Annotated in this window: 22 protein-coding genes; 7 read left to right on the top strand and 15 right to left on the bottom strand. The window is 47.0% G+C overall.

The window, feature by feature from the left end; all coding sequences use genetic code 11:
* Positions 1 to 4 precede the first annotated feature (4 nt).
* From Enr17x_RS29355 to Enr17x_RS29290, 14 genes are all read right to left on the bottom strand, one after another.
* Positions 5 to 1,522: a sensor domain-containing diguanylate cyclase gene (locus tag Enr17x_RS29355; protein WP_145313861.1), complete on the bottom strand. Its 1,518-nt coding sequence runs from the start codon at positions 1,520 to 1,522 to the stop codon at positions 5 to 7.
* 41 nt (positions 1,523 to 1,563) lie between these two features.
* Positions 1,564 to 1,953 carry a response regulator gene (locus Enr17x_RS29350; protein ID WP_145313860.1) on the bottom strand — a complete coding sequence of 130 codons (390 nt, stop codon included), beginning with the start codon at positions 1,951 to 1,953 and terminating at the stop codon, positions 1,564 to 1,566.
* Between the two features lie 59 nt (positions 1,954 to 2,012).
* Positions 2,013 to 3,479 carry a sensor histidine kinase gene (locus Enr17x_RS29345; protein WP_145313859.1) on the bottom strand — a complete coding sequence of 489 codons (1,467 nt, stop codon included), beginning with the start codon at positions 3,477 to 3,479 and terminating at the stop codon, positions 2,013 to 2,015.
* Positions 3,480 to 3,707: 228 nt separating this feature from the next.
* On the bottom strand, positions 3,708 to 4,775 hold the full coding sequence (locus Enr17x_RS29340; RefSeq protein WP_198000873.1) for a tetratricopeptide repeat protein: 1,068 nt from the start codon (positions 4,773 to 4,775) through the stop codon (positions 3,708 to 3,710).
* A gap of 1 nt (position 4,776) precedes the next feature.
* A complete protein-coding gene (locus Enr17x_RS29335) occupies positions 4,777 to 7,134 on the bottom strand; it encodes a secretin N-terminal domain-containing protein (RefSeq protein ID WP_145313857.1) in 2,358 nt (785 codons plus the stop codon).
* 60 nt (positions 7,135 to 7,194) lie between these two features.
* Positions 7,195 to 7,851 carry a hypothetical protein gene (locus Enr17x_RS29330; RefSeq protein WP_145313856.1) on the bottom strand — a complete coding sequence of 219 codons (657 nt, stop codon included), beginning with the start codon at positions 7,849 to 7,851 and terminating at the stop codon, positions 7,195 to 7,197.
* A 78-nt stretch (positions 7,852 to 7,929) separates the two neighbouring features.
* A complete protein-coding gene (pilO, locus tag Enr17x_RS29325) occupies positions 7,930 to 8,538 on the bottom strand; it encodes a type IV pilus inner membrane component PilO (RefSeq protein WP_145313855.1) in 609 nt (202 codons plus the stop codon).
* Complete coding sequence (locus Enr17x_RS29320; protein WP_145313854.1) at positions 8,531 to 9,268, bottom strand: PilN domain-containing protein; 738 nt, start codon at positions 9,266 to 9,268, stop codon at positions 8,531 to 8,533. The genes pilO and Enr17x_RS29320 overlap by 8 nt, the downstream gene beginning before the upstream one ends.
* Positions 9,269 to 9,278: 10 nt before the next feature.
* Complete coding sequence (gene pilM / locus Enr17x_RS29315) at positions 9,279 to 10,352, bottom strand: pilus assembly protein PilM (RefSeq protein WP_145313853.1); 1,074 nt, start codon at positions 10,350 to 10,352, stop codon at positions 9,279 to 9,281.
* A gap of 31 nt (positions 10,353 to 10,383) precedes the next feature.
* Complete coding sequence (locus Enr17x_RS29310; RefSeq protein ID WP_145313852.1) at positions 10,384 to 11,034, bottom strand: pilus assembly FimT family protein; 651 nt, start codon at positions 11,032 to 11,034, stop codon at positions 10,384 to 10,386.
* A 17-nt stretch (positions 11,035 to 11,051) separates the two neighbouring features.
* The gene (locus Enr17x_RS29305) at positions 11,052 to 13,013 is read right to left on the bottom strand and encodes a hypothetical protein (protein ID WP_145313851.1); all 1,962 of its coding nucleotides are present in this window, start codon (positions 13,011 to 13,013) and stop codon (positions 11,052 to 11,054) included.
* Positions 13,003 to 13,932: a prepilin-type N-terminal cleavage/methylation domain-containing protein gene (locus Enr17x_RS29300; RefSeq protein WP_145313850.1), complete on the bottom strand. Its 930-nt coding sequence runs from the start codon at positions 13,930 to 13,932 to the stop codon at positions 13,003 to 13,005. The genes Enr17x_RS29305 and Enr17x_RS29300 overlap by 11 nt, the downstream gene beginning before the upstream one ends.
* Positions 13,913 to 14,518 carry a type IV pilus modification PilV family protein gene (locus tag Enr17x_RS29295; RefSeq protein WP_145313849.1) on the bottom strand — a complete coding sequence of 202 codons (606 nt, stop codon included), beginning with the start codon at positions 14,516 to 14,518 and terminating at the stop codon, positions 13,913 to 13,915. The genes Enr17x_RS29300 and Enr17x_RS29295 overlap by 20 nt, the downstream gene beginning before the upstream one ends.
* 442 nt (positions 14,519 to 14,960) lie before the next feature.
* A complete protein-coding gene (locus Enr17x_RS29290) occupies positions 14,961 to 15,749 on the bottom strand; it encodes a HEAT repeat domain-containing protein (protein WP_198000872.1) in 789 nt (262 codons plus the stop codon).
* 235 nt (positions 15,750 to 15,984) lie between these two features.
* Here Enr17x_RS29290 and Enr17x_RS29285 point away from each other — a divergent pair, with 235 nt between their 5' ends.
* The 7 genes from Enr17x_RS29285 (at position 15,985) to Enr17x_RS29255 (ending at position 25,049) form a co-directional block, all read left to right on the top strand.
* Positions 15,985 to 17,211: a protein-L-isoaspartate(D-aspartate) O-methyltransferase gene (locus Enr17x_RS29285; protein ID WP_145313847.1), complete on the top strand. Its 1,227-nt coding sequence runs from the start codon at positions 15,985 to 15,987 to the stop codon at positions 17,209 to 17,211.
* 281 nt (positions 17,212 to 17,492) lie between these two features.
* Entirely contained in the window at positions 17,493 to 18,569 is a 1,077-nt protein-coding gene (gene ygfZ / locus Enr17x_RS29280) for a CAF17-like 4Fe-4S cluster assembly/insertion protein YgfZ (protein WP_198000871.1), read from the top strand.
* A gap of 99 nt (positions 18,570 to 18,668) precedes the next feature.
* Positions 18,669 to 20,030 (top strand): MauE/DoxX family redox-associated membrane protein, encoded by a 1,362-nt coding sequence (locus tag Enr17x_RS29275; RefSeq protein WP_145313845.1) that lies wholly within the window; start codon positions 18,669 to 18,671, stop codon positions 20,028 to 20,030.
* Positions 20,031 to 20,176: 146 nt separating this feature from the next.
* Positions 20,177 to 21,409, top strand: a complete 1,233-nt coding sequence (locus tag Enr17x_RS29270; protein ID WP_145313844.1) for an LL-diaminopimelate aminotransferase — start codon at positions 20,177 to 20,179, stop codon at positions 21,407 to 21,409.
* A 259-nt stretch (positions 21,410 to 21,668) separates the two neighbouring features.
* Positions 21,669 to 22,385, top strand: a complete 717-nt coding sequence (locus tag Enr17x_RS29265; protein ID WP_145313843.1) for an FKBP-type peptidyl-prolyl cis-trans isomerase — start codon at positions 21,669 to 21,671, stop codon at positions 22,383 to 22,385.
* A gap of 276 nt (positions 22,386 to 22,661) precedes the next feature.
* A complete protein-coding gene (locus Enr17x_RS29260; protein WP_145313842.1) occupies positions 22,662 to 23,807 on the top strand; it encodes a hypothetical protein in 1,146 nt (381 codons plus the stop codon).
* 201 nt (positions 23,808 to 24,008) lie between these two features.
* Positions 24,009 to 25,049: a ThiF family adenylyltransferase gene (locus Enr17x_RS29255; RefSeq protein ID WP_145313841.1), complete on the top strand. Its 1,041-nt coding sequence runs from the start codon at positions 24,009 to 24,011 to the stop codon at positions 25,047 to 25,049.
* Between the two features lie 23 nt (positions 25,050 to 25,072).
* Here the strand turns inward: Enr17x_RS29255 and Enr17x_RS29250 are convergent, their stop codons facing one another.
* Positions 25,073 to 26,599, bottom strand: a complete 1,527-nt coding sequence (locus Enr17x_RS29250; protein WP_145313840.1) for an alpha/beta hydrolase-fold protein — start codon at positions 26,597 to 26,599, stop codon at positions 25,073 to 25,075.
* Positions 26,600 to 26,705: the final 106 nt, after the last annotated feature.

The following is a 26,705-nucleotide window of genomic DNA, read 5'->3' as shown; positions in this document are numbered from 1 at the left end:
GAGTCTACGTACTGTGTTTTCTATTTGAATTTGGTGCAGCGCCCGCGACTTGATTTCGACCGGCTTCTTTAGCCTTGTATAAATATTCGTCTGCCACTTTCACGAGTTCGTTGGTTGTGGTGGCAGGGTGTCTAAGTTCAGTCACACCAAAACTGGCCGTCACCTGTAACTGCTGTCCTTCAAAAAGAATCGGGCAATTTTCGAGTGTTTCGCGCAGATCTTCGGCAATTTGTGCTGCCTGAGAATATTCATGATCTGCTAATACGCCGATAAATTCTTCGCCTCCATATCGGGCAACAATAGCATTCTCCGGCATGACAGTTTTCCAGATACGCGCGACTTCTTTTAGAACGAAGTCTCCAGCCTGATGCCCGTAGGTATCATTGAACGATTTGAAATGATCGATGTCGCTCATGATAATACTGAGCGTTGTTGATTGTGCTTCCGCATTTTTAATCAACTCTTGCAGCTTATCCTGAAAAGTGGCATGGTTAAGCAGTCCGGTTAGACCATCACGACTGGCCATTTCTTCGATCCGTTTAAACAGCTGAGAGTTCTTGATACCCAGCGCGTAAATATTGGAAAGAATGTAAATCAACCGACCAATAGTTGGAGATTCGATATCGACCTTGTCGATGATGAGCAGGCCGATGAGCTCGGAACCGACAGTCAGTGGTGCGATCGCATCCGGCATGTGCGGATCTTCTTCCAGAATGCGTTTCAACCGATAGTCTTTTTCGGCGTCGTTTCTCATGACGATCTGACGATTTTCGATGACCCAGGCTGCAACACCACTGTTGGGAACGGGCCGATATTCGTGTTTATCACGATTTCGGACCGGTAAAGCATTTTTCAATGCGTTCGCTTTACTGTCCCAGAGATAAACTTGACAGTATTCGCATTGCAACGAAGCTTTGGCCGTACTGATGACTGTGGGGATCAGCGATTCATTTGATTGATTTGTTGAGATGCGGCGGCCAATATCCTGCAGGGTCAGAAGTAATAGAGGATAATTAACGCCGATTTCGGCATCTGTATTTTCTTTCGAATCGGTTTGTGGTTTTTCTTTTGTGTTACCCTTATCGTTTGAATAGGATTTCGCCGACGTGGGTTTCGTCTCTCTCTGAGATTCATATAACTGGCGAACCAGCTCGTCATTCTGGTTATAAATCTGTGATAGTTTCCCGCGCAGTTTTCCAATGTACGCATCGATCAATAGCGTCAACCCGATCAATACCGCGGCGCTCATGATGCTGAGTGGATAAGTGGTTTTGACTTCACTGATATCAGAACGGAAAACGATTTCTGCAAAACAGGCGCCAACGGCTAAGACCGTAATCGTCCAGGAGCAGATTCTGGGTGACGAAATCGCTGCCAGAACTGTAATGGGAGCCAAAAGCAGTAACGGTGCGATACCGAGCGGCCAGCCCATGTACGAACCCAGAAAAACGGCGAGCGGACATAAGCAGACTACCAGCAGCGAATAAGACCAGAACTGGATGGCAGTATAATAATTTCGCATAGGATTAAAAAATTTCAGCCAAGTTGAATTGTTGCAGCTAATTAACCAATCACATCGTTAGTCAGGTTCAGACTTTCTTGAACCTGGGTGAGTAGTTTTTTAGGGCTAAATGGTTTGACCATCACGTTGGTGATTTTCAATGTTTTGATGTATTCATCATGATCAAATTCAAAACCTTTACCAGTCAGTAATGTAACGGGAATCGTCTGGGATTCCGGAAAATCGCGAATTTTTCCACAAAGCTCCAGTCCATTCATACGCGGCATTTGCAGGTCGGTGATGATCATCTGCGGTGTGCGAACTTGTACCTTTTCCCAGCAGGCAAAACCATCGGGAAAACATTCCACTTCGAAACCCGCTTTTCTGAGTTTCATGCTGATAGCGCGAACAATGTGTGAATCATCATCACATACATAAATCAGATGAGTCATTGATATTTCCTTTTCTGATCACTCATTTCTTATAGGAGCTGCGAGGGGCAGGATCCTGTTCAGGCATTCGCCGGCGATGCCAGCTGTTTTTTCTTCTTCTGCTCTTTGTGGCCTAACGGAATCGTGATGGTGAAACAGGTTCCCTCGTTTACTTTCGATTGAACTGAAATCGCACCATTGTGAACGTTGGTCACAATGAAATGTACCAGTGCCAGCCCCAGTCCTGTTCCTGCTGCCGAAGCATTGTTTTCAGGAACGCGGTAGAAGCGATCAAAGATATGAGGCAGGGAATCCTCTGGAATTCCCAGTCCCGTATCACGAACTTCAATCACGGCTGAAGCATCTTCCATGCGACTGCGCAAGCGGACTTCATGGCCGTGAGGTGTATATTTGACTGCATTTGATAACAGGTTAATAATCGCCTGCCCCAGCATGTCTTTGTCGACATGCACGGGTAAATACAGATCACTCAATTCCGTAGAAAATGCAATATCTTTTTCCGTGGCGTTCGGAGAGATCACATCAGCGGACGATTTCAGGATATCATTCAACTCGCAATCATGCCGTTTAATTTCCACCACGCCGCTTTCGATACGGGCCAGGTTGAGCATACTGTTAACCAGTCGTGTCAGGCGATCAATCTGTTGATTGATAAAGCCGTACAGTTCCTGCGATTCTTCTTCGTCACAGTCGCCGTCTATCAGCATCTCGACGTAAGCCTTGATCCCCGACATGGGCGTTTTCAATTCGTGTGCCACTGATGAGACAAATTCTGCGTGTTTTGTTTTCTGATTGTTTTCTTCACCGATATTTTCCACAACTACAACCGTTCCCAGAACTTGCTCGTGTTCGTCACGCAGGTTGGTCGCGATGGCTCGGAAGTGAGATCTGGTTCCATTGACGGTAAAATCGAACTCAATACGTCTGTGTTGAGTAGCAGCTTTACGTTCAATTGTTTTTGCCAGCAACTGGGAAAGCTCCGGGATAACAGCATTGTTTATTAATGCTTTTCCTAAAGACAGGCTTGAATCAAGGTGATTTTCTAATCGATCCGATTCCGGGATCAGAAACGGGTTCGCAGCAGTATTGGAAAATTCCAGTTCATGTTGTGCGTCGAATACCAGGACTCCGTGATCCAGACAGCCCAGTACCGATTCCAGCAAAGCCTCTTTTTTGAGCAAGGTATTGACCCGTGCTTTCAACATTGTTTTGACTTGTTTTGTTGATGTCAGCTCAGTATCCGATTCCTCAATTTTATGGATTGCTTCTGTGAAGATGCTGCCGAAAAAGTTTTTACGCTGGAATCCCGGGCGCGTTAAATTGGGATTTCTCAGATAGGATGCGACCTGTTGTTGATCCTTTTGTATGTTTTTCACCAGCCAATACCAGCCTGCCAGTGATGCAAACAGTGATATCGCTAACGCGGTTAATGGTCCGGCTAGATTGCTGGCTACAAGCAGACTGTCCGCGCAGCTCACAACGATGAGCAACACAACCAGCAGCCAATATTTGCCATAAATTTTCATAGCCGATTACTTTCTCAGTAGGCGTTAAGCACTACTGAAAAACAAACAACGAATTTCGTCTTCCAGATTAAGAGCACGCCTCACAGGCCTCGTAGAATGAAGATCTGGAGGTATCTCACTATTTAAATCTAGGTTACGAAATGCCGGTTGTCCAATTCCGTAATAGAGAATGCAATCGGCGGAATGGTCCGTATAAGTGTGTTCACTCCTAGTAGGAATGATGCGGTTTTACTGTTCTACAGGGACCAGGGCCGCTACCTCTAATAATGTGGGGTCGGCAGGCCATTTTTTGCGGGCTGTATCGATTATTGATTTTGCACTGATGCTCTGACCGCGGTTTATTGCACATAACCCGCGCAATATCTCTACATGGAGCAACTGGTGCTGATGCACCGCTGAAATTTCATCAAACAGGTCTTGCGCCGTTTCCAGATCTCCCAACCGCAGAGCAGCATCGCCGAATGCGATCATCTCAGAGAGGGAAAGTGATTCCGGATCATTTTGCTGACAGATGGTGAACTGTTCAAATGCCGCTGAATAGTTCCCTGCATGGTACAGGCAACGGGCACGGTGTTTTCGCCAGACATGATTTTTGGGGAAATGATTGACCACCATTGCATAATAGATGCTGGCCTGGCTCCACTGCTGATTGGATTCACAGACACGTCCTAAGGCAATCGGAAGCCGCTTGCTTCCAGGTGAAGTATGCAGCGCGCGCAACAGAATTTGCTGTGCTTCTTCTGTCCTGCCGGTTTGTTCATAAAAAGCTGCCAGTTTGAGAGCATAATTTTCATTGTAAGGCTTTAATTCGATGGCCTGCTTCAGACAGGCAATGCCTTCCTGAGTCTGACCAGCTTGAAAGAACAGAGTTCCAATAGCGCTCTGCTTTTGTGAATCATTGGGACTCGCCGCACGAATCGCGCGCAGTGATTGCAGGAATTGATTCCGATCGCCCATATCATATGAAAGCTGTGCTTCGATCTCGAAGGTTCCAATATGACCAGGATCAATTTCCCGGGCTGAGGCCAGCAGAATTTTCGCCTGATTTAATTCCCCATTCGAATAATGATTGACGGCCTGTTGTACCAGTTCATTTGCCTGCCGATGATAAGGAGACGTCCTCTCGTTTTCTTCAAGCAGATCTACAGACGGAGGATCTGTCTCAGAATGCTTAGCGTTCGCAGGCTGCTGAGTGAGAAATGCGAAAGTCGAAACCGGCACGGACTGGCAACCACAACAAACCAAAGAAGCTGCACAGCTCAGAAGCATGAACGGGATCGCAGTATTCCGGGCCATCTTACTGATTCCCTTCAAGAGTCGGAACATGCATGCCGGGAGCTGAAGTCGGAGGTAAGCCGATCATACTGCGATTTCGATTGATCAACGCTTCGTTAATGTATTTCTGTAATTGGATTGCTTCAATATTATTCTTGTCCAGTCGAACAGCGATCTTGATATGGTGTTTCGCTTTGGGCAAATTGCCGATGCGGAGGTACTTTTTGGCTTGTTTGATCTGTGCCTGGACTATCCGTACCTGATTGATTGGCAGGAAGTTTTTCTTAAATGCATCCAGTCGTTCTGCTTCCTGATATTCCAGTGTTTCTCCCTCTGCCTGGGCGATTTCAGGACGTACGATGCGCGGCGTAATCAGTACGATCAACTCAGTTCGTTCCAGGATTTCCCGCTTCTGCCGAAATGCATTTCCGATGACAGGGATAGCCCCTAAAAACGGGACCTGATTTTTCGCATCCGAGGCCCGTTCTTCAATCAGACCACCAATGACGACGGTATGACCATCATGCACCATGACGTTTGTTGTTACTTCGGTGGTCTGTAAGTCTGGTAATTCAGTTCGGGGATTAATCGTTGCAGAACTGCGTTCCGGGTGAATCTCCATCCGGATCTGTCCATCGGGGGTAATAAAGGGTCGCATGTTTAACACAATCCCCGAATCCAGAAAGTTGACATTCTGAATCGAAGTCGTCCCGTTCTGTGTGACCGTGGAATAACTGATACGATCGCCGATAATTAGTTCTGCTTTTTGTTTGTTTAATGCCCGTAGCTGAGGCGAAGCAATCAGATTTGTTTCCGTGATATCTTCCAGCGCTTCGATGAAACCGCTGATGTCTCCATGTAAAAATCCATACTTCAAACCTGCCACATCAGCCAGGAATTGTCCCGTTGGAGGTACGATAGACGAGCTTCCAGAACCAGGAAAACCGCTGGCATTATTTAAAACCCGGCCATTGCCATCTACGATCAGGTTTTTATTGTCTCCACTCAGCATGGCAAAGTTGACGCCAAACCGCATATCGTCACTCAGTCGGACGCTGATAATCATGGCTTCAATCACGACTTGCATCGGGGGGACGTCCATCGTTTCCAGTAGACGATCTACTTCTTCTAGAACTTCTGGGTAATCGCGAACCAGGATCGCGTCTGTTTGTGCAAAGGCATCTCCGCCAGCGCTCGTGGGATCGGGCGAGATACCCACTTCACTGGGAGTGGTGAGCGAGACGACACCAATGTTCTCCGTCAGAATGGGGGTGATCAAAGTCTGTAATTCTTTTGCGCTGACATAAAACGGGGTAAACAGTTTGGTGACAACTTTTCGATTGGATTTCTTTTTTTGCTCCATCTGCGCCTGAGTCATGACGTAAATGAATTCGCCTTCTTTTTCAGACGTGAGGTCGCGCGAACGCAAAATCGCTTCTAGGGCCTGAGCCGGGGTAACATTTTTCAAATTGGCAGTGATCGTGCCAGCTACGCCCTGCCCGGTCAAAATATTCGTTCCAGAAAGTTCTCCAAGCATGTCCAGTACCTGCATGATTTCCGCATCCTGAATTTGCAGGGAAAATGTTTCGCTGGAATCTTTATTGGGACTCACTTTCAGAACAGGATGTTTCGTTCTGGATTTCTCTGTTTCAACAGATTCTGTTTGTGAAGTCTCAGTTTTGACGGGTTCTTTTGCTTTCTCTGCAGCCGGTTCAGTCTGTTTATTCTGCAGGCTATCCAGTTTCTTTTCCAAGTCTCGCAACTGGTTTGTTTGCTGCATCTGTTGCAGCAATTTTGTGGCTTGTTCCAGACGGTTTGTATTCTGTGCCAGTTCTAGATTGGATTGCTGCTGTGACTGCATCTGCAGATTGGTCAGTCGATCAACCTGTTTTGTTAAACTGGCCAAACGCATTTCCATTTTGGATGATCTCTGATTTTCGATTGGCAATTCCGGCTCCGAAGCCAGGTTAAATTGAATGGCGCGGTTTGGCTTTGTTTTGGATTCACTGGAAATTTCGATTCCCGGTTCAAACAGGATTCGTGAACGAATGGGTTTGTTTTGGGGTGACTTTGTTTTTGCCTCTGCCGTCGCAGACAGCATGGCTGATTCTCGGACCACTGGCTGTTGTTGTACGGTTTTCGAAGCACCATGTTCTGTTGATTGAGGTTCTGCTTCCCGAAGACTTGGCTGCTTGAGCACTACAGGTTGAGAGTTTCGGTCTTGTGATTCTGAGGAGTTTCCGGGCTGAGATATTGTCTGATGATGTGGAGAAATAAACAAAGATTCAGGCGTACTGATATTGGTCATGGCGGCGATCAACAAGAGTGACAGCCCTGTCAGTGTTGCCCAGAATGCCGGTATAAAGAATTGTCTTTTCATGCTTCGACCATCGTCCGTGATCGTTCGAATCAATATTCAGGAGCCCAGTGATGCGAACTGTTATTGTGCAAATTTGATAAATGCGGAAGGATCATTTTGAATTTTTAATTCAAACTTCTGCTCGCCCTGTTTCAGAATAACATTGCGGGCTGCGACTTGTTCCAGCGTGTAGGTCACATTTTCGTGCTCAAACGATTTGCCTTCGTAGTACATTTTATCATTGATAATCGCTGCTCTACGGTATTTTCCAATGATTGTCGTTTTCAATACGATATCACTTGGCAGAGGAGGAACCTCTTTTGGTTTTTCCTTTGCCCGGTCAGGCTTGGGCTGAGGTGGCTCTTCGGCAAACAGGATCGGAGGAGAAAACTGATCTCGATCGACTTTGAACGGGTTTTTCTGGACAGCTCCCATTTGAACTGATTGAACCAGGGGATCTGTCTGCATCAGGGAATCAAACTTTTCCCATGAGTGCTGTGGCTCATCCAGTGCTTCAGTTTGAGTGAAACTCATTTCTGTTTCGACCGGAGGACGCTGTGGAACAACCGTCGGATTGATCTTTGCCGGAACAATCGTCGGAGTTGATGTTCCTCTAACGGCACGGTACAGAGGAGGAACCCAGAAATACAATCCCACCATGAATAAGAGCCCCAGCAGCAGAGTTTTCTGCCAGCTGACTCTTAAATCGTGTAATAATTGTTCGCTGAATGATTTCACGAGTGGATCACTAATTTAAACAAATACGAATGGATGAGATTAAAAATTCAAACCAGAAACTTGAAGCGGAGCGCGTCCTTATCTCTTATCGGCTGAAATTAGCGCGTTGCTAACCTTATTCTCGGTAAAATCAGAAAAATCCCTCTGGTTGTCGCGAAATACGTAAACTGACAGGCCGATAGTTCCTCTGATAAACCCCTCAGGCTGCTCATCTTGTTTTGTGAGGGTTACACTAGATATGGTAAACAAACGTTCTTCTTTGTCCAGGCCATTTAAGAAATCAACCAAACCTGAGTAAGGACCGGAAATACTCAATTGAAACGGTTGTTGAAGATATGTCTCATGCTTCACTGTGTCTCCCGGGTTCAATTCATTCACGGTGAGATCAGCCTTTTTTGCCAGTAATGCGACTCGTTGTAGAACCTGATGTGTGTCTCTGTCTGCGGGGATTCTCTGACTGAGCCGTTGGATGAACGACTGTCGTTGTTTCAGCTCCTGATGAAGTGTTTCCAGCTGTTTGACTTTTGCAGGGATTTCGGAAATGGATTGCTGGATCGCGGAAATCTCTTTATTCAGTTCCTGTTTATTTTTAAGTCCAGGCAGATATACCACAAACGTAAACAAGGCGACGACTATCGAAAGTCCAATAATGGTGATTAAGCTATCACGGCGTAATTTTTCATTCATTGTTGAATCCTCCTGTGATGGAGTGAGCTAATCCTGCTGAGCTTTGATGAGTCACCTTGGGAAGATACGTCCCCGGCGCATTCACGACCATTCTCAATCGAAATGCCCGCATAGGCTGACCCTCAAAGATGGTCTCGTTTGATTGAATCAGATCAATTTCCTTGAACATTCCCATCTGATCCAGGTTGGACATATAGTTGGAAATGGAAAGATGGTCGGGAGAAATTCCCTGCACGTTAATGACGAGGTTTTCCTGTGTATGCAAACTTTGCAGATTTTCTAAATCGATCTGTTCCGGAAGTGTTTTTTCGAGTGCTTTTTCTGTGATCTTTTTGCCCGGCGATTGAGTTCGATCAAAGACTTTTTCAAACAGGAACTGGAATTCATTCAATGAAACATATTTCGGTAGGGTGGAACTGATGAAGTTCAAAACCTGTGCTGGAGATTCATCCAGTTGGAGCCCCGCCAGTAAATTGGCACGGATCTCAGCCTGTTTGATTTTTTGAGTCAGTTGAGCCGGATCTTCCAGTTGCTGATTCATCATCAGCATACGGTCCTCCAGAGTTTTCTTTTTCGCCTGGAGTTCATGCTGAATTTCTCTTTGCCGAAACGTGCCTAACGTGACCAATGTAAGAAAAATTACAACGATCGTACGCCGCCAGATACGATTCCGGTGTCGCCTACGCACTTCGCGATAACTGGCTGGTAAAAAATCTATTTCAGGTATCATTGTTCTATCCTTAGCGGTCTATTTTCTCTTTCATGGCCAATCCCATCGCAGTCGTCCAGCGGCCGGGACGTTCTAATAAAGACGTGGAAGTCGGCCAGCGTTTCAGACTTTCAAATGGATTTCCCATCTTGCATTCGGTGTTTAAGCGTTCTGACAGGAAATCGATCAGCCAGGGACTGGATTCATTTCCCGTGACAATCAGCTGATCCAGTTTTTTCCCGCGAAATGTTACCTTGTAATACCGTAGACAGTTTTCGACTTCCGTACTGATTGATTCCAGTATGGAACGGATGGAATCAATGACCGAACGATGTAGTTCATCACTGGCATCCAGTGTTGGCGAATTAGTCACAATTTTTCGTAGGCGGATTGCTTCTTTCAAAGGTAAATCCAGATTGTCGGCTACAGCACGATCGAGGTGGTCACTGCCCTGCATAATATATTTGAGGAACAGTACGTTCTGTTGATCTGCGAAAATGACAGTTGTTGCAGCATCGCCAAAATTCAGGTAGCAACTGGCAGAATTCGTCTGTGTCACTTCAGAAGCGTCATGAAAACAACGCAATGTGGCCGATGGCTCAACGTCGATGGCAACGGCGGTCAGTCCAGCCTGTTCCAGCAGGTTCAGATGCCGTTCCAGAATACCATTATGGCAAGCAAGTAGAATTACTTCCTGTTTAGTATTTGATTCCTGACGAACCTGTCCCGCTGGTAAGTGCCGAATTTCTGCATCAGCGACCGGATAAGGTAGTCTCTCTTCCGCTTCCCAAGCGACAACTTTGGGAATTTCTTCCGCCGGCAACTGTGGTAGCCGGACATTCTGAATGAATAATTCCTGAGAGCCCAGACAACTGATAACCCGCCGTCCTTTAAAGTGATGGTCAGATAGGATCCGACGAAGTTCTGATGCGATTTTTGCATCTCGCTCTTCCAGCGAACTATTTTCATCAAGATCAAAATGTTCCTGGGCAATTGCGTGCACGACGCGATTATGGCGCGGTCCTGTCAACTGGACCAGCGTGGCAGAACTGGGTCCGAGCTGTAAACCGATAGGACTATATTGTGAACGTTGTATAGAAATCATGATCGTATTTCTGGTTGATAAGTTTGCTTAATCAGTTATTTAAAGTCTGTATTTCTTCCACCCATGCCTGGCCGGTAACCCAGGAGACTGTAATGGGAATAATAAACGTGGTTCCATTTCTTGCTGTCGACAAGATTAGAACAGTATCCTCATTCCGGGTTGGCCCTGTGCCGCCCATCGGGCCAAATTCCAGTTCTGTTACATCAGACAGTGATGTTTTCAGATTGATCTGTCTGATCACAACCTGGTCCGGCAGATTCAGTGAATCACTGCGTAGGCGTTTGATATATTTATCTGAATCAACCCTGCTGCCTGCCAGATTATCTTTCGGAACAGGTAAGGTGCCGCTGCCAGAATGTTGAACTTCATAGGACTGTTCATCCAGGTCAAAAATGACCTTATATTTGGTATTGAATTTTATGGCGTAGTTACGGGCCAGCCGGAGGTCAGAGACCAGCATGCGGGCCGTAGCATCCAGTGACATTGATCTACTGGTATCCGTCGAAATTAAAGAGACAGAAACCAGAATCGCAATCAGCATTATGACAATCAGCATTTCGATCAGAGTGAAGCCGCGCCGGTTCTTTTGATCTTGCTGTCTGGTGCGCAGCACAATTCCCGGTGTTCTTCGCCTCGAAGAAAGCCTGCTGCTGTCCCGGTCATGTCGCTCAAATTTTTGCATTTGCTTCCAGTAAGGATTTAGGGAATTTCTTTCCAGTCAATCAGAGACCAGCGATAGCCCGCGTATTCGCTGTTGGCATCGCCGCCGTCATAAGGTTGAAACAGAGGCGGTTCCCAACGGTATTCCTGATCTTTCAGATGCTGTATGTGTAATGTAGGTTCCAGATCTAAACCGAAGAACTGGTAATAGGAGCTCCAGCCAGGAAAATTCAGCGGGTCTGCCAGCCATTCGCTGAATCCCAGTAAGTCTATCCCCAGCAGCGTCCTTAAATCGTTTTCAATTTCCCAGGTGTTTTTACGATCGTTCCAAAGCGAAGTCGAAAGCACCCATTCATTCAAGCGGTTGAAATTATAAGTTTCTGCACAAACGGGTCCGCGTATTTGTGTTAATGCTCGTTTATGCCGTTTGATTAGATAACCCGTGGCCACGACATGATCAATTTCGCCTCGAACAGTTAATTGCTGGTTCTGGCTGTCGACTCCCACAATCGGATACCAGCTTCCGGTCGCACCTGTCTGGTTCATTCCAGTTGTGTTCAACCAGATCGCATAATTACCATTAGCAGTCAGGCTATCCAGTATTCGGAATTCATTCAGCGTGATTGTGCTATAGGGTTGTTCGATGGAAGTTGCTGTGGCAGTTCCCGTCAGCTGGATCACTGACACTCCAGGGAAATCGACAGAACCGCCGGCGCCACTCAGATCATCATGACAGACAACAGCGCCTTCGATCGTAGTTTGTGTATCTCGTTCGAAGTCAATATCGTCGGCAATTACTGTTGGCAGCCGCGGCCACCGATCTGCGTCCGAAACCAGTGGTTCGCCTGTGGCATCTTTCCAGTTGAATGCGGTGAGATGAATGCCCTTTCCTCGAAAGAAAATCTTGTTTTTTGCGATCAGTGTTCCCTGAATGACAACGTTATCAAAAATATTGATGCTGCCATTTCGATAAAAAATTCCCAGAGGATTTTCCGGTGTGGGCCTTAATGTCTCGTTGTATAAAGAGGAGCTAACCGAAACAGCCTGATATTCCGGCCCGCCAGCATAAAGCTGATAGGTCGAAAACTTTGATGTATCCGAAGACGGAATAGCGGGCTTTTCCACAGTCATTGACCAGTTGATTTTCAGATCAGCCAGATCCTGCTGAATGGACGAAGAAGGAGAATGATAAAACGTAATGTTACCCGCGATCGGATGCGGATATTGAAGGCTGGCATCGGACAGACTCGTAGAACCATCGGGGAATGTCACCAGGCGGTTCCCCAGATCCTGCAGAAATATACTGCGGACAGATGAATTCCAATTGGGATCTTCATATAAAACCAGCTCATCATTTAACCAGAGATTGCCATCAATACGGTCACAGGGATCAAGAATAAGTGAGTCGCGTCCTTCTTCGGCAAAGAGGGCATATTGACTGATTTCATCATAATCCCCTGGATTGGTGGCCTGATCGGTCGCGCTGGCAGAGTCACCAGGTAAAATGGCTCTATCTTTCAGGCGAGGTACGAGCTGTACTTTTGCCGTAATCTGATATTCGGATCGCAGATTGTTATTTTCTGCAGACGTCCAGACACCCAACGAATGCACTTCCAGTTCCAGGACCGAATTGAGCGAATCATTGGGCGCTTGAAACGAGATATTATAAGTACTGGTTCCATCAGAGTCGGATTGAAATTCGCGGAGATATTGATCATTGACTCCCCCCCACTCAAGCGTATTCAGGCGATTGAGTGCGTCGTTCATGCCTGCGCGGGCAGCGTTCATCGCCAGGTCGCGGCGTGCGCCATTTTCGGAAATCTGTGTCAGTACACTTTGAGTTTGAATAAAGGAATACGTTAAAACCAAAGACATGCTTAAGGCAAACATCACCAGAATCAAAGAGATACCTGAGCGCGAGGTGCGTACGTTCCGCTTCCAACTGTGTTTGATCACACGGACTGCCAGAAACGAGTTGTTTTTATCCTGCTTAAGGTGCATATGCATAATACCTCGAACTGGAACCAAAAAACGGAAGTGCCGTGGGTGAGTTGACATCGTTCAATGACGTTCGTTCTGCTGTTTCAAACTGAATTTCGTAGTTGATCGTCACCAGCCGTAATCCACTCGTAGAACTTGTGGTTCCCTGTGGCCAGGGAAGATTCATCCAGTCACTGGTTCCTGGTGTAATTCCGTTCAGAATGCTGTCACTAGGGGTTTTCACGATATCAAATCGAATATTTCCGATGGGCGATCCCCAGGGATTACCTGACAGTACAAACTGACTACTTTTAATTCGATCGCTCAACAATGCTGATTCGGCGCTGTTCGATTTGATGGCCGAACGAATGGTGCTGTTGAATGAAGAACTATTGAAATCGATTGACGAATCAACGTCTGGTAAAGCAACTTCAATCAGATTGTGTGCATCCTCGGGGTCGCTGGTATAGATTAATAATTCGTTGATTTTCGGAAGCCGCGTCACGATTCCCTGATCGCTAATGCCGCCATTACGGCCTCCCGTCCACACAACAAGTGTGTTGGCGATGTCAACACTGTTCCAGGAATGTGTGACTACTGCCAATCCGACTTGAGGCGGTTGACCGCTGACCTGATAAATGCCCGCTTGTGAAACCATCATTTTAATGCGATCAAATGTCGCAGTGATTTGTGCCTGAGAATCTTCGATACCCTGTGTATGTTTCCAGGCAGATTGTGTGGCCGTTACAATGCCACCCAAAGCGACAACCAGAATGGAGGAGATGGCCATTGCCATCAATAACTCAACCAGCGTTAAACCGCTGCTTGAAACCCGAGTTCGAACCGCGCAGAAACGCACACGGCCCATCTCAATTACGAGTGGACCTTCTGATAAGACGTGCGTTGCTGTTTTCGAATTGTCAGGGTGAAAGTGGTACATAACTGAATATTCGTGATGCCTCTGAAATCGTGTGACTCCGCGAATCTGTGTCCGTCGTCATTGCCAGTTTGATGGTGACTGTGACGCGGCGAAACCCGGTTTCATCATTTGTCACAACCCAGCCTGAGCTGCTGTCATGTCTGATTCGCTCGACGGTGACTTCTCGACTGAGTCTGTCTAAAAAACTTGTATCAGGGATCAACAGACTGGGCCGTGTAATCAAATAGCGTTCCAGAATCGTGACAGGTTCCTGACCTAAGGGATATCCATTTTTGCTGCTTGGTGGTGAATCCGACCAGTTGTGATAATCATCCAGGTCATCAAAATCTTTTCGGTTTGCAGTGGAGTGAGGGCGCGTGTCACTTGATGTGGGGAATCGGACCGCCGAGAGTTCTTCCAGCATTTGATCTGTCAGACCTGTGCCGACATTATGATTCAATGATGAGTAACTGGCCCCGAGAGAAGCACCGATCGCTGAGAATAGAGCAACTCCGGCAATCGCTGTGATTGTCACAGAGACCAGCGATTCAACGAGTGTGAGTCCGTTGCGGCGGGATCGCTGCAACCAATGTATTCTGGTTGCCATGAGCTGTTCCAGTAAAATTCTGCTCGAGGGTGCCTGTTTGCTTCATGCGGATGGTCCTTCGTAAGTCAGGAAGTGACCAGTGTATCAAGCACCATCAAGTCAGATGGTTTCAAGACAAAAAGAGCGCGGCAAGGTCCCCTCAAAGCTCCCAGCTTTCCTTGCCGCGCTGTAGATCCTCGCCTCGATTTGAAGCGGAGGAAATAGATAAGATGATTGCGTTGAGAGGTCAGCAGTCCCTCTCTGCCAATAAAAGTAGGTCACGCGTCTCGTTAGTCAAACGGATTTGCGGAAGATCTTCAGAAAATTGATTTTCTCCGATACATGTCGGAAATCTCACTCAGAGACGAGTTTGGGAAAATCGTCATAATCATTGTAAGCGGGCAGGCAAATGAGTCATATTTGCCTGGTTTGATTTGAGAGAGAGTTGAGCTGGCAGCGAAATCTATTGCTTTGCCTGTTCAATCTGCGATTTTGAGGAAAGAGCTGCTTCTCTCAGAATTTCATCAGTTTCACTGTTATCAATCAGTGTCTGCAGATCGGTTAAAGTCTCTTTTGCAGGATCTCCGATCTGACCGAGTACCTTGATCGCTGCTAACTGGACATCGCTGTCAGAGTCATTGAGGGCTGCTTTGATGGCTTGCAGTTGTGCTTCCTCATGAGATTCCAGGCTTCCCAGAGCGTAAATCGCGGTAAGACGGGTATTAGCGTCGGTATGTTTGGTCAGGCTGATCAATACAGGAATGGCCTTATCGCGATATTCAGGAAAATGTGTAAGCGTTGATGCTGCATTGACTTGTGTAAATGGTGACTCATCCTGCAGTGCTTGTTCCAGAACTGGTGCTGCCTCTTTCGCTTCCGGGCCCAAACTGGCTAGATACATGCTGGCCAGCTCACGTGCTGAAGGGTCAGAGTTGGACATCTCAGTGGTCAACGTCGGGACAGCCGTTTTTCCAAAGGCCGTTAACTGCTTGTCGGCTTTTTTCCATTCGTCAGGATCAGGTTCCAGTCGATTCGTCAGCAGTTTCTGGAATACTTCTTTGACTTCGCGTTGCGGGTCTTCAGGGGGGACAGTTATGGTGACATCTTCAGAAATCGTTATTTTCGAATCGTGTTCAATGCTCGAAGTCTCAATCGGTTTCTCTACAGACGGAGAATCGGCCGATCCACATCCTTGTAACAAGAGTACAACGCAGAGAGTGCAAAAAATGGTTGTTTCGCGTAACACGTACATCAGACTGGAGTCCATCCGCTCAAAGATCATTCGAAAACAGGCTTAATTCACGAATCATAACGAATTTTCTTTTCTGTGTAGATAGAAATTGTACATTCCGTATTCAATCTCTTGAGTCATCGTCACTTATTGAGAAATCGACATTAACTCAGGTCACCTCCTAGTGCTATAATTTATGATAATTTCCGTTTTAAATCGCGAAAACTCACAGCAAAATCTGCAAAGAGGTTCTCTGATGAAGCGAATCATTTCCTTCTTAATCGTCAACATTTTAGCCAGCTTTACGATAGGAATTTCTCCAGAGTCAGCATTTGCACAGAGCAGCGCCTATTTTCGGAATCTGCGTCATGAAATGGTGACCCGATATATAGAGGGGGAAGGAATCAAAAACCCGCGCGTACTTTCTTCCATGAAGCAGGTTCCCCGCCATGAATTTGTCAGTTCCAACATGAAAAACCTGGCTTATCAGGATCTGGCATTGCCGATTGGCTATAAGCAGACGATTTCTCCACCCTATGTCGTCGCGTACATGACAGAAACCATCGATCCACAGCCTGATGACAAAGTACTTGAAATCGGCACAGGCAGTGGTTATCAGGCGGCGATACTTTCGGGTCTGGTGAAAGATGTCTATACCATCGAAATTGTGGAAGGGCTCGGAAAGAAAGCGGCCGTACGGTTGAAACGGTTGAAATATGACAACGTTCACACGCGAATCGGTGATGGTTATCTTGGCTGGCCAGAAGAAGCACCATTCGACAAGATCATCGTCACCTGCTCTCCGGAAAAAGTACCTAAACCTTTAATCGATCAGTTGAAAGAAGGCGGCATGTTGTTGATTCCTCTGGGAGAGCGATATCAACAGGTCTTCCATCTCTTTCAGAAAGAACAGGGAGAATTGAAGCATAAACGGCTCATCCCGACGTTATTTGTACCGATGACGGGTCGTTCGGAAGAAAAACGTGAAGTCAAACCGAATCCCCTGAAGCCGGAAATCATCAATGGCGGTTTTGAAATCGATGCGAACAATGACAAAAAAGTTGATAACTGGCACTACCAACGTCGTGTAAACAGGATCAACGTCAATGCTCCTGAGGGAAGCCACTATCTGCAATTTGAAAATGATACTCCAGGAAGGTTATCACAAATGTTGCAGGGAATGGCCATTGATGGTTCCAAAGTCCATGCGATCGAGATCAGTCTTCAAGTAAATTATTTGAACACAGCTCAGGGAGCTGAAAACTTTCAAAAGCCCGGTTTTATTATCCATTTTTATGATAAGATTCGTCGGAATATTGGACAGGCATATATTGGCCCGTGGATCGGAAGTCGTGAATGGCATCTGCAGTCAAAAAAGATTCCGATCCCCCCGCAGACGCGGGAGGCAGTGATTCAGCTGGGGCTCAATGGTGGTATTGGAGTACTGAACGTCGATAACTTGAAGATTGAAAAAATCGAGTAGTCTTCGAATCCATTTGATTCGGGCAAAGTTTTTTCTTGAAAAAAGCAGGCCGCTTCATAGAATGAATTTTGCAACCCCACTTCTTTAAACAGAACCCTTCTCCAAAAGAGATAAGAGAGCATTTCTTATCTCCATATCTGTCCATGTATTTATACTGCAACCAGATTCAGATTCTGCTTCAGCGGAAGAACTCTTATGCGGAGTTCTTCCAATGCGTCATTCTTACTTATTTATCATTATTCTATTTCATTCCCTTCTCAAACTGTTTGCGTGGAAACCGAATGCCATTACGCCAATTCCAGACACTTCAACAATCAAAAGGTGCGGTCTTTCAAGATCTTGAACAATTTCATCCACTTGCTTCAGATTTTGGGGCGCCAGAAAAAGAGTATCAGAGCGCGCATGAAAGTGCCGCGCTGTTCGACCTGACTCATCGTGATCAACTAGAATTAAAGGGTAAAGATCGAGAGAAATTCCTGCATAATTTTTGTACGAACGACATCAAGAATTTACAGCAAGATCAGGGTTGCGAGGCATTTATTACCAATGTTCAGAGCCGTATTCTTGGTCACATCTTTGCCTTCAATCATGAAGAGTCGATCTGGATTGATACCGCACCGGGAGAAAGTACCGCGATTATCAAACACCTGGATCGTTATATCATTCTGGAAGATGCCAATTTTGAAATGCGATCTCCAGAGTATGGCAATCTGTATTTGAGCGGCCCGGAATCAACCGACATTCTCTGTCGAACAGGATTCCCAGTGGAGTCTCTTACGGTAAATCAACAGTTACGTGTGACGGATGATGATAGCAATTTGACGATACGACGTGTCGACTGGCTCCAACAGCCTGGGTACCTTTGTTGTCTGCTGTATGGCAAAATTTCTGATTTGTGGACAAGTCTGCTTGAATCGGGTGCAACGCCGGCAGGTCAAGACGTTTTCCAGGCACTTCGCATTGAATCCGTATTCCCCACATATGGAATTGATCTTTCAGAAGAGAATCTGGCTCAGGAAGTAAATCGAACGGAGCGTGCGATTTCATTCAAAAAAGGCTGCTATCTGGGACAGGAACCGATTGCGCGAATTGATTCACTAGGTCACGTAAATCGAGAGCTGCGAGCCATTGGTCTTGATCAGGCCTGGATTCCTCCCGCGGGAACAAAAGTGGTTGTGAAAAACGCCGATGATCAACAGGAGGTGGGTATCATTTCTTCTTCTGCCAGATCGTATGGAAGGTATCCTGCCGTCGCGATGGCGCTGGTACGGCGTGGTTCGAATGATCCGGGCACCGAGGTACAACTCGTTTACGAGGATCAGGAATCAACGGGAATCATTTTAGGCTCACTCAATTAAGCAGTTGATTCATCGGTTTTTTCCTGAGTGTCTCTGTCAGAGCGCGGTGATATTCATCGTCGGTCGTTATAATAAGCGCAAAAACGGCGATCCCAATCCATGTCACACGCGAAGCTTCAATTACGATTACTGAAAATCATTCTGGCATGTTTCTCGCTGGGGATGCTTTTTAATACCTGGCGGCTCTGGGCACCGCAAACGGTATTTCCTCAGGTCCCTTTATTCCCTTTCATTTTTAACCTGCCGACCTGGGTAGACTGGCTGACGTTGACCACGATGGTCATCTCAAGTTTGTTGATTCTGGGAATGGTCTTTGCTTCATGGGTTCGGCCAAGGCGGAATCAGGAGATCTGGGAATCAGGCCAACAAATATGCGGTGGTCTGTTTTTTTTCGCATTCCTGATTTCAATCGCGTTTGACCAGCATCGACTTCAACCTTGGGCTTATCAGTTTGCAATCGCTTTTCTATTGCTGACCTGTCTGAAACCGCTGCGGGCTGTGCGACTGTTTCGGCTGTTTGTGATCAGCATTTATTTCTATTCCGCGATCTCCAAGTGCGATGCCAGTTTTGTGCAGACGTTGGGGCCGCAGTTAGTCAAAGGTCTCTTTACCGGAATTGGGGTGTCGACGGCATACTGGTCAGAGCGTACCTTAACCCTGATCTCTGCTTCCTTTCCGATTGCCGAATTTTTGATAGCCGTAGGTTTGTTCATTCCCCGTACCCGCCGATGGACACTCTGGGCTGCGGTATCCATGCATGTTTGTCTTATTCTTGCCGTCGGTCCCTGGGGAATGAATCACCATGGAGGCGTTCTTATCTGGAATATTTATTTCATTCTGCAGGATCTGATCCTGTTTAGTGGAGTGCTGAGCCGGGCAAGATCAGGAGAGGCATCCATTGATCATTCTGAAATCAGCCTGTCTTGGAAACATTGTTCCGGAAAAGAAAAAGGCATCCTGGCGATCGCCTGGTTTGTGATACTGGCGCCCTTTTTAGAACCAACCGGATATTTCGATCACTGGCCTGCCTGGGGATTGTACGCGAGTTCGCATGATCGTGTGACACTGCTGGTTGATGAAGAAGCAAAATCGCAGCTCCCCCCTGCACTCCAGTCGTTTGTTGATCCACCTCGTCCGCTGAGTTCCTGGTGTCGAGTTCGCGTTGATCGCTGGTCGCTGGTCGAACTCGGTGCCCCCATCTATCCCCAGGCTCGCTTTCAATTGGGTGTGGCCATCGCGGTCAGCAGAATGACGGATCAGGAATTGGAGAACGACTCAGAGCAACCGCAAGTCAAATTGCTGTTCGAAAGCGCAGCTCATCGGTTCACAGGTAAGCGCAAAATTAGTGATTACACAGGCTTAACACAAATTGAGCCACTGACAAAGCGGTTCTGGTTCAATGCGTTGCCGCGCCCCTTTGATGTGGATGAAAATGCCAGTTCGGAGAAGATAGAGAATTGAACCTTTTCGGTGAAAAGCCGTCTCTCCTGTGCGCGTCGGTTGCAATTCGACCGAATTCAAAATACAACGGCGTTTCTGGTTTTGAAAAAATCCTTCTCGATAATTCACCAACACTAGTTTTGTTTATTTATGATTTGAGGCGTGAAATGGCTTTGATTAATGATCACTACCTGAAGCTCAAAGCGGGGTATCTGTTTCCGGAAATCGGACGTCGTGTCAACAAGTTTTGCGAAGAGAACCCGAGTGCGGCGGTGATCAAACTGGGTATTGGTGATGTGACCGAGCCATTGCCGCCCGCGATCCGGGAAGCCATGCACGCTGCCATCGATGAGATGGGAAATCCGGAGACGTTTCGTGGTTATGGTCCCGAACAGGGTTATGCGTTTTTGAGAGATGCCATCGCGAAAAATGATTTTCAGTCGCGGGGTGTTGATATTTCCGCAGACGAAATTTTTGTCTCCGATGGTTCGAAGTGTGACACGGGAAATATCCTCGATATTTTTGGTGCTGAGAATAAAGTCGCTGTGACAGACCCCGTTTATCCCGTTTATGTTGATACCAACGTGATGACCGGGCGCACGGGTGAAGCAGATGAAAGTGGACGGTATGCAGGTTTGACTTATCTGCCTGTTACTGCCGAGAATAACTTTGTCCCGGCTTTGCCTGATTCACCCGTTGATCTGATTTATCTCTGTTATCCGAATAACCCCACGGGAACGGTTGCGACCAAAGAAACCCTCAAACAATGGGTTGATTATGCCAAAGCAAACGGGTCGATCATTTTCTTTGATGCTGCCTATGAAGCTTTTATTACTGACGATGAAATCCCACACTCTATTTATGAGATTGAGGGAGCCAAAGAAGTCGCAATTGAATTCCGCAGTTTCAGTAAGAACGCCGGCTTCACCGGAACCCGTTGTGCATTCACCGTCGTTCCCAAAGAATTAAAAGGAAAGACGGCAGCGGGCGTGACAACAGACATTCATCCTCTCTGGAATCGACGCCACTGCACCAAGTTCAATGGTGTGTCTTACATCATTCAGAAAGGGGCGGAAGCTGCTTACTCTGAGCAGGGCAAACAGCAGATTCAGTCATTGATCGCATTCTATCTGGAAAATGCCCGCCTGCTGCGAGAAGGTTTGGAATCGGTGGGGATTTCAGTTTACGGTGGCGTCAATGCTCCTTATGTCTGGCTCAAAACACCCGGGGATGCGTCCAGTTGGGACTTCTTTGACGAATTGTTGCAAAAAGCACATCTGGTCGGTACTCCGGGCAGTGGATTTGGCGCTGCCGGTGAAGGATATTTCCGCCTAAGTGCTTTCAACAGCAGAGATAATATCAATGAAGCGGTGACGCGTTTTCAGAACGTAGTCCGTTAAGATGGACAGAGGTTGCAACCGGACCGCCTGTGACAGAAAACGCTGTTTTACAGGCGAATTGCCGTTTATTGTAGACACTTTACGGGAGACTTACGTATAATCATTAACTTGATTTAAGTCGAAGTTCCTCTCCGAAAGAGGACACCATGCAATACATCACCTGCTAATCCGGACGTCGACCGCGGCTATCCGGATCTCGCCGTCCCGTATGGTTACCCCCTTTAACATTATTTTCATTCTTCACCGAAAGGTTGTTCCTATGTCGAAATGGCATCTCTCTGCCTGTTTATGTATTGCGTTGTTTGGATTTGCCCAACTAGCGAACGCGCAGAACGAAAAAGCAGGTTCCGGTAAATCCGCCTTAAAAGACCAGAAACAGAAAGTCAGTTACGGGATTGGCTACAATCTGGGGCAAAATCTGATGCGGGATCAGTTAGACGTCGACCCACAAATTCTGGTCAAAGGCATTCTTGATGCCATGACCAAACAAAAACCACAGATGACCGAAGAAGAAATCCGTGCCACCTTGATTGCTTTCCAGCAGGAATTACGCGATCAGCAGGCAGCAAAAATGAAAAAAGCACAAGCGGAAAACGTTGCAAAAGGAAAACAGTTTCTGGCAGCGAATGCCAAGAAAGAAGGCGTGAAGACAACGAAAAGTGGTCTGCAGTACAAAGTCATTAAGAAGGGAACAGGAAAGACTCCCGGTCCGAATGACAGAGTCACCACACATTATCGTGGAACTTTGATCAATGGAAAAGAGTTTGATAGTTCTTACAAACGAAAACAGCCAGCAACGTTTCCGGTTAGTGGTGTGATCAGTGGTTGGACAGAAGCCCTGCAGCTGATGAAAGAAGGAGATAAATGGCAGCTGTATATTCCCAGCGATCTGGCATACGGAACCCGCGGTTCAGGTCCTGATATCGGGCCAAACGAAGTCCTTATCTTCGACATTGAATTACTGAAAGTTAACTGATTTGTTTTAGAGGAAACTCAATAAACAACTCTCAGGCCGACGCATTTCATGGTGCGTCGGCCTTTTTTGTATACACGTCCCACGGTAAAAACTGAAAGGCCGTTTACAGGGGATACGAGGATTGTGTTGATTCTGGTGTGGGGTTTTATACTCGGATGGGGATATTTATTCCACTCAAAGTACGGTGATGTTGTTTTTTGTAAGCTAAGGTTCTCGGAGAGTCACATAAAATTGTATCGATCTACATCTCTGTCTACTTCAAAAAGTAACCGAGCTATGCCAGAAATTAATAAGAGTAACGACCAGCTTTTACAGGATATCCACAATTCGCAGGCAAAACCGACCTGTTCTGAATGCGGTACTTACGAGCCTTGGGGCCTTTCTTCCTGGTGCCCGAAGTGTGGTTACTATCCAGCTCTGGGAAAATGTGTAGGCCAGACTGAACTCGAGGATCAGGTAGAAATCAAACCACAACCGCAAACTGTCTGGGAAATCATTCCGGAATGGGGTTGGATCTTAGGATTCGGTACGATTGCCGCCATTGGTTTGAGTATTGGTGCACGATATTATTGCTCCAGCGCAGCTGAGTTATGTTTGTGGACCATCACACAAGCCACTGTTGGTTTTCTGATGTTTATGATTGCGCATATGATTGTCTACTTGAACGCTGTCTCGAAATCAGTCGAGTTCGGTATCTTGAGCATCTTCCTGACGCCGCTCAAAATCTGGGGACCGACGGTTCGTCGTTTTCCGGCAGGTGCCTGGAAATTAGATATGGCAGTCTGGGGACTGACTTTATTTATCAGCGCGTTTGCCATAGTAGGTGGTTTTGAATTCAATTCCCTGTTCAAAGACTGGGGAGTGCGAAAATCGGCGAATGTCAACCTGGTCGCTACAATTGTTGATCAGGCTAAAAATGCGGAAGGTGACGGCGCAGACAATTTGGAAGAAGCATTGGACGATTTTGCGGGCGGAAGCGAAGAGACGCCAGATAAAATGGCAGAAAAGGCAGCGGCAGCAGCCGGAGCAGCCGGTGGAGCGCTTCCCGAGCCTGAGCCAGAAAAGGAACCTGAAGAAACCGCGACAGCGCCCCTGCAGGAGTATGACTGTCTGCTACTCGGATACTCGGCATTGCCAAATGGAAAGATCGATTCGGTTCTCATCGCCTCTTCCTATAACAAGAAGCTGGTGTATGCGGGATACATTATCGGTAGCGACCTTCCGGAAGATATTCGAAAAGAGTGGGAGTCTCGTTTGCCAGAACTGAGACAAAAGAAACCTTTTGTGAAGAACAAACAGGTTGCCACCTGGATCAAACCCAGGATCACTTTGAAAGTGGCGGCAGAAGGCTGGAACGAACATTCTCGTCGTTTGATCAAGCCGCAATTTGTCTCGTTGCTTCAGGAAATCAGCGTCGACTGATCTCATAGTGAATACGAACTGAAACAGAGCCGAGCCTCGTTGCTTCCCGCGGCGGGGCTCTTTTGATGCCCGTCAGCAAATCAGAACGCCCTGGTTGGTAAGAACACATGGTTCTCATGACGGCGCTCTGTTATCCCGGTCACTGATTGCTAAAATAAAGAGAGATCTTTTTTCTAAATCAGCTATCAGGCGACGATCAATATGAAATCGGAAATGGAACGTTACAGTCGGCAGGTCCTCTTTTCAGAACTGGGGGAGGCAGGCCAGGCCCGCTTGATGCAGGGTCGCGTCTTATTGTGCGGCTGTGGCGCTTTGGGAACCGTCTTAGCGGAAACGCTGGTCCGGGCAGGCGTTGGTCAATTGAAAATTGTGGATCGCGATTTTGTCGAACTAAGCAATTTGCAGAGACAGGTCCTGTTTGACGAAACTGATGTGGCCGCAAAACTTCCCAAAGCGATTGCTGCTGCTGAGAAACTGAAAAAAATTAACAGCGAAGTCAAAATCGAACCGATTGTGGAAGACATTGATCATACCAATATCTTAGCACTGGCAAATGACGTCGATCTAATTCTGGATGGTACAGATAATTTTGAAGTCCGCTATCTGATCAATGATGTCTCACTGGAACTGGGCATCCCCTGGATTTACTGCGGCTGTATCGGCAGTACCGGGCAAACGATGACGATCCTGCCTGGCAAGACTGCCTGCCTGCGCTGCCTGATCGATTCTGCTCCGGAACCGGGAAGCACGGAGACCTGTGATACCGCGGGCATCTTGGGACCAACGGTGAATGTGATCGCGTCATTAGAAGCCGTTGACGCAATCAAGCTGCTTGCTGGACTTGAAGAACAGATCAAGCCGGTACTGACTGTCGTCGATGTCTGGGAGGGATCATTCCGGCAGATGAGTGTGGCCGATCTCCGTGACAAAGCGGGCTGCAAGGCCTGTCATCAGGGAGAACGAATCTGGCTGAAGGGAGAACAAGGCTCGCGCACCACGCGACTGTGCGGCAGAAATGCGGTTCAGGTTTCACCCGCAGATAAAGGGCAGATCATCTTTGAAGAGCTGGCGAAAAAACTCCAGAATTCTGGAGTGGTCGATTTCAATGCGTATTTGCTTAGATTGAATCTGAAAGATCCTGATTATGAAATCAGCCTGTTTCGTGATGGTCGCGCCATCATCAAAGGCACCGATGATCCCTCGATCGCAAAAACAATCTATGCTCGCTACATCGGCAGTTAAACAGCAATAAAGTGCGCTGCGTTTTATTTGATCTCATCCTGATGTGCGAGAAACATTTGCACCATTTCTTTTCGCATCCGCATGACTAAATCTCTGGTCATCAACGATGAATGATTTTTTCCCGGAAAGATCTCGACCACCGTATCTGCAGCGATGTCCCCATTCAAGCGATCCAGAGACTGTTTGAGCAACACCGTTGCCCCTTCCAGATAAAATGTATCCTGATCGCCCATAAAGACATGAATCTTTCCTGCCAGTTTAGGCGCAAGTTTTTCCCAGTTCGTTTCCAAAATCAACCGGATATCATAGCCTTTCCAGGTTTTGGCAACTTGAAGGTCGATGGTCCCGGTTTCCCGGTCATACAGTTTTTGGGGTGTTCCATCTTTTCCGCGCGGGCTGAAAACAGCTTCAAAGCTTCGCAGCTGACCGCCGGGGCCTAGAACGTGTTCCATTTTGGCAAAGGATTCATACCATAAGACTGGCTGCTGCCCCATACGGGCAAGCGGCCTGGGTTGATTCGCGGCATCACGATACATGTTGCTTGAAGGATCGTAGAGATTGATCTGTTGGAAATCTCGAAAATCTACGGGGTCGGGGGCGGTACTCCACGTACCACCAAACGTATCGGGATAGGTTACCTGTAACCAGAGTGAAGACCAGCCTCCCGAAGAGTGTCCTGTTAAAAACCGAGCACGTTGATTGGGAATCGCACGATAGCTCTTTTCGAGTGCAGGCAAAAACTCTGTCGTGAATGCTTTTCCAACAGGGCCATTATTGGCCGAGTCGGCAAAGACATGATGCCCGTAGCGGCAATTCGGATTTAATAAGACGCGAATGAATTCTACGCCTCCTTCATTCTGCTCTGAGACAGGAGTCAAACTCCGTCCGCGTAAATGATCGCCGCCAAAGCCGGGAATCGTATAAATCACCGGATACGTTCTTTCGGGTTGCTCATAATAACTTTGTGGCAGAAGAACCGTGGCCTCGAAAAAGGTATCGCGTCCATGAAATTTTGATAACAGGGGAGAACGAACTTTGAAATACTTGTTCCAGCGGCTCTCTTTAATCGATTTTTCAGGCACCAGTTTATCGACCGTCAGGAGCGGTGGATTTGGAAATCCGCCTGCGGGGACGGTGATGACTCGACTATAACCGTTTCCAGGAGCGGTGCCGATCTGGGGCTCTGTTTCATTAAAGCGAACCACGGCTTGTGCACGATACCCTGCCAGGTTCATTTCGGACAATGGGTTTGGGAATGAAAGTAGCCCTTTCGTATCGGGAGCGAACTCAATAGTTTTTCCCGGCTGCCAGTCTTTCACGTCTAGCGCAATGAATAATTCTGGTTGAAACCAGGAGGGGCCCAGTCGCGGCTCGCGATCCATGCGGGTAAAGATCAGATAAACGCGTCCTGTATAGGGTTGCTGATGTATTGAATCAGTAAAGCGAATCTGAAACGTGTTTTCGGCAGCCTGGGATTCAGCAAACAGGAGTAAAGAGAACGCAATCGAGAATAAGAGTGTCTGCAGACAAAACCGAAATCGCTGAATCATAGTGAATCTCACCTCAGATTGTTTCAAAGTAGAACGCGACGAAATAAAATCATAACGTCATCATAACTCTTCTGCACAATAAAAAAAGTATCGTCCGCGAAAGGCA

This window comes from Gimesia fumaroli (genome assembly GCF_007754425.1).
GTDB classification, from domain to species: Bacteria; Planctomycetota; Planctomycetia; order Planctomycetales; family Planctomycetaceae; genus Gimesia; species Gimesia fumaroli.
This window is presented reverse-complemented; position numbering and strand designations above follow the sequence as displayed.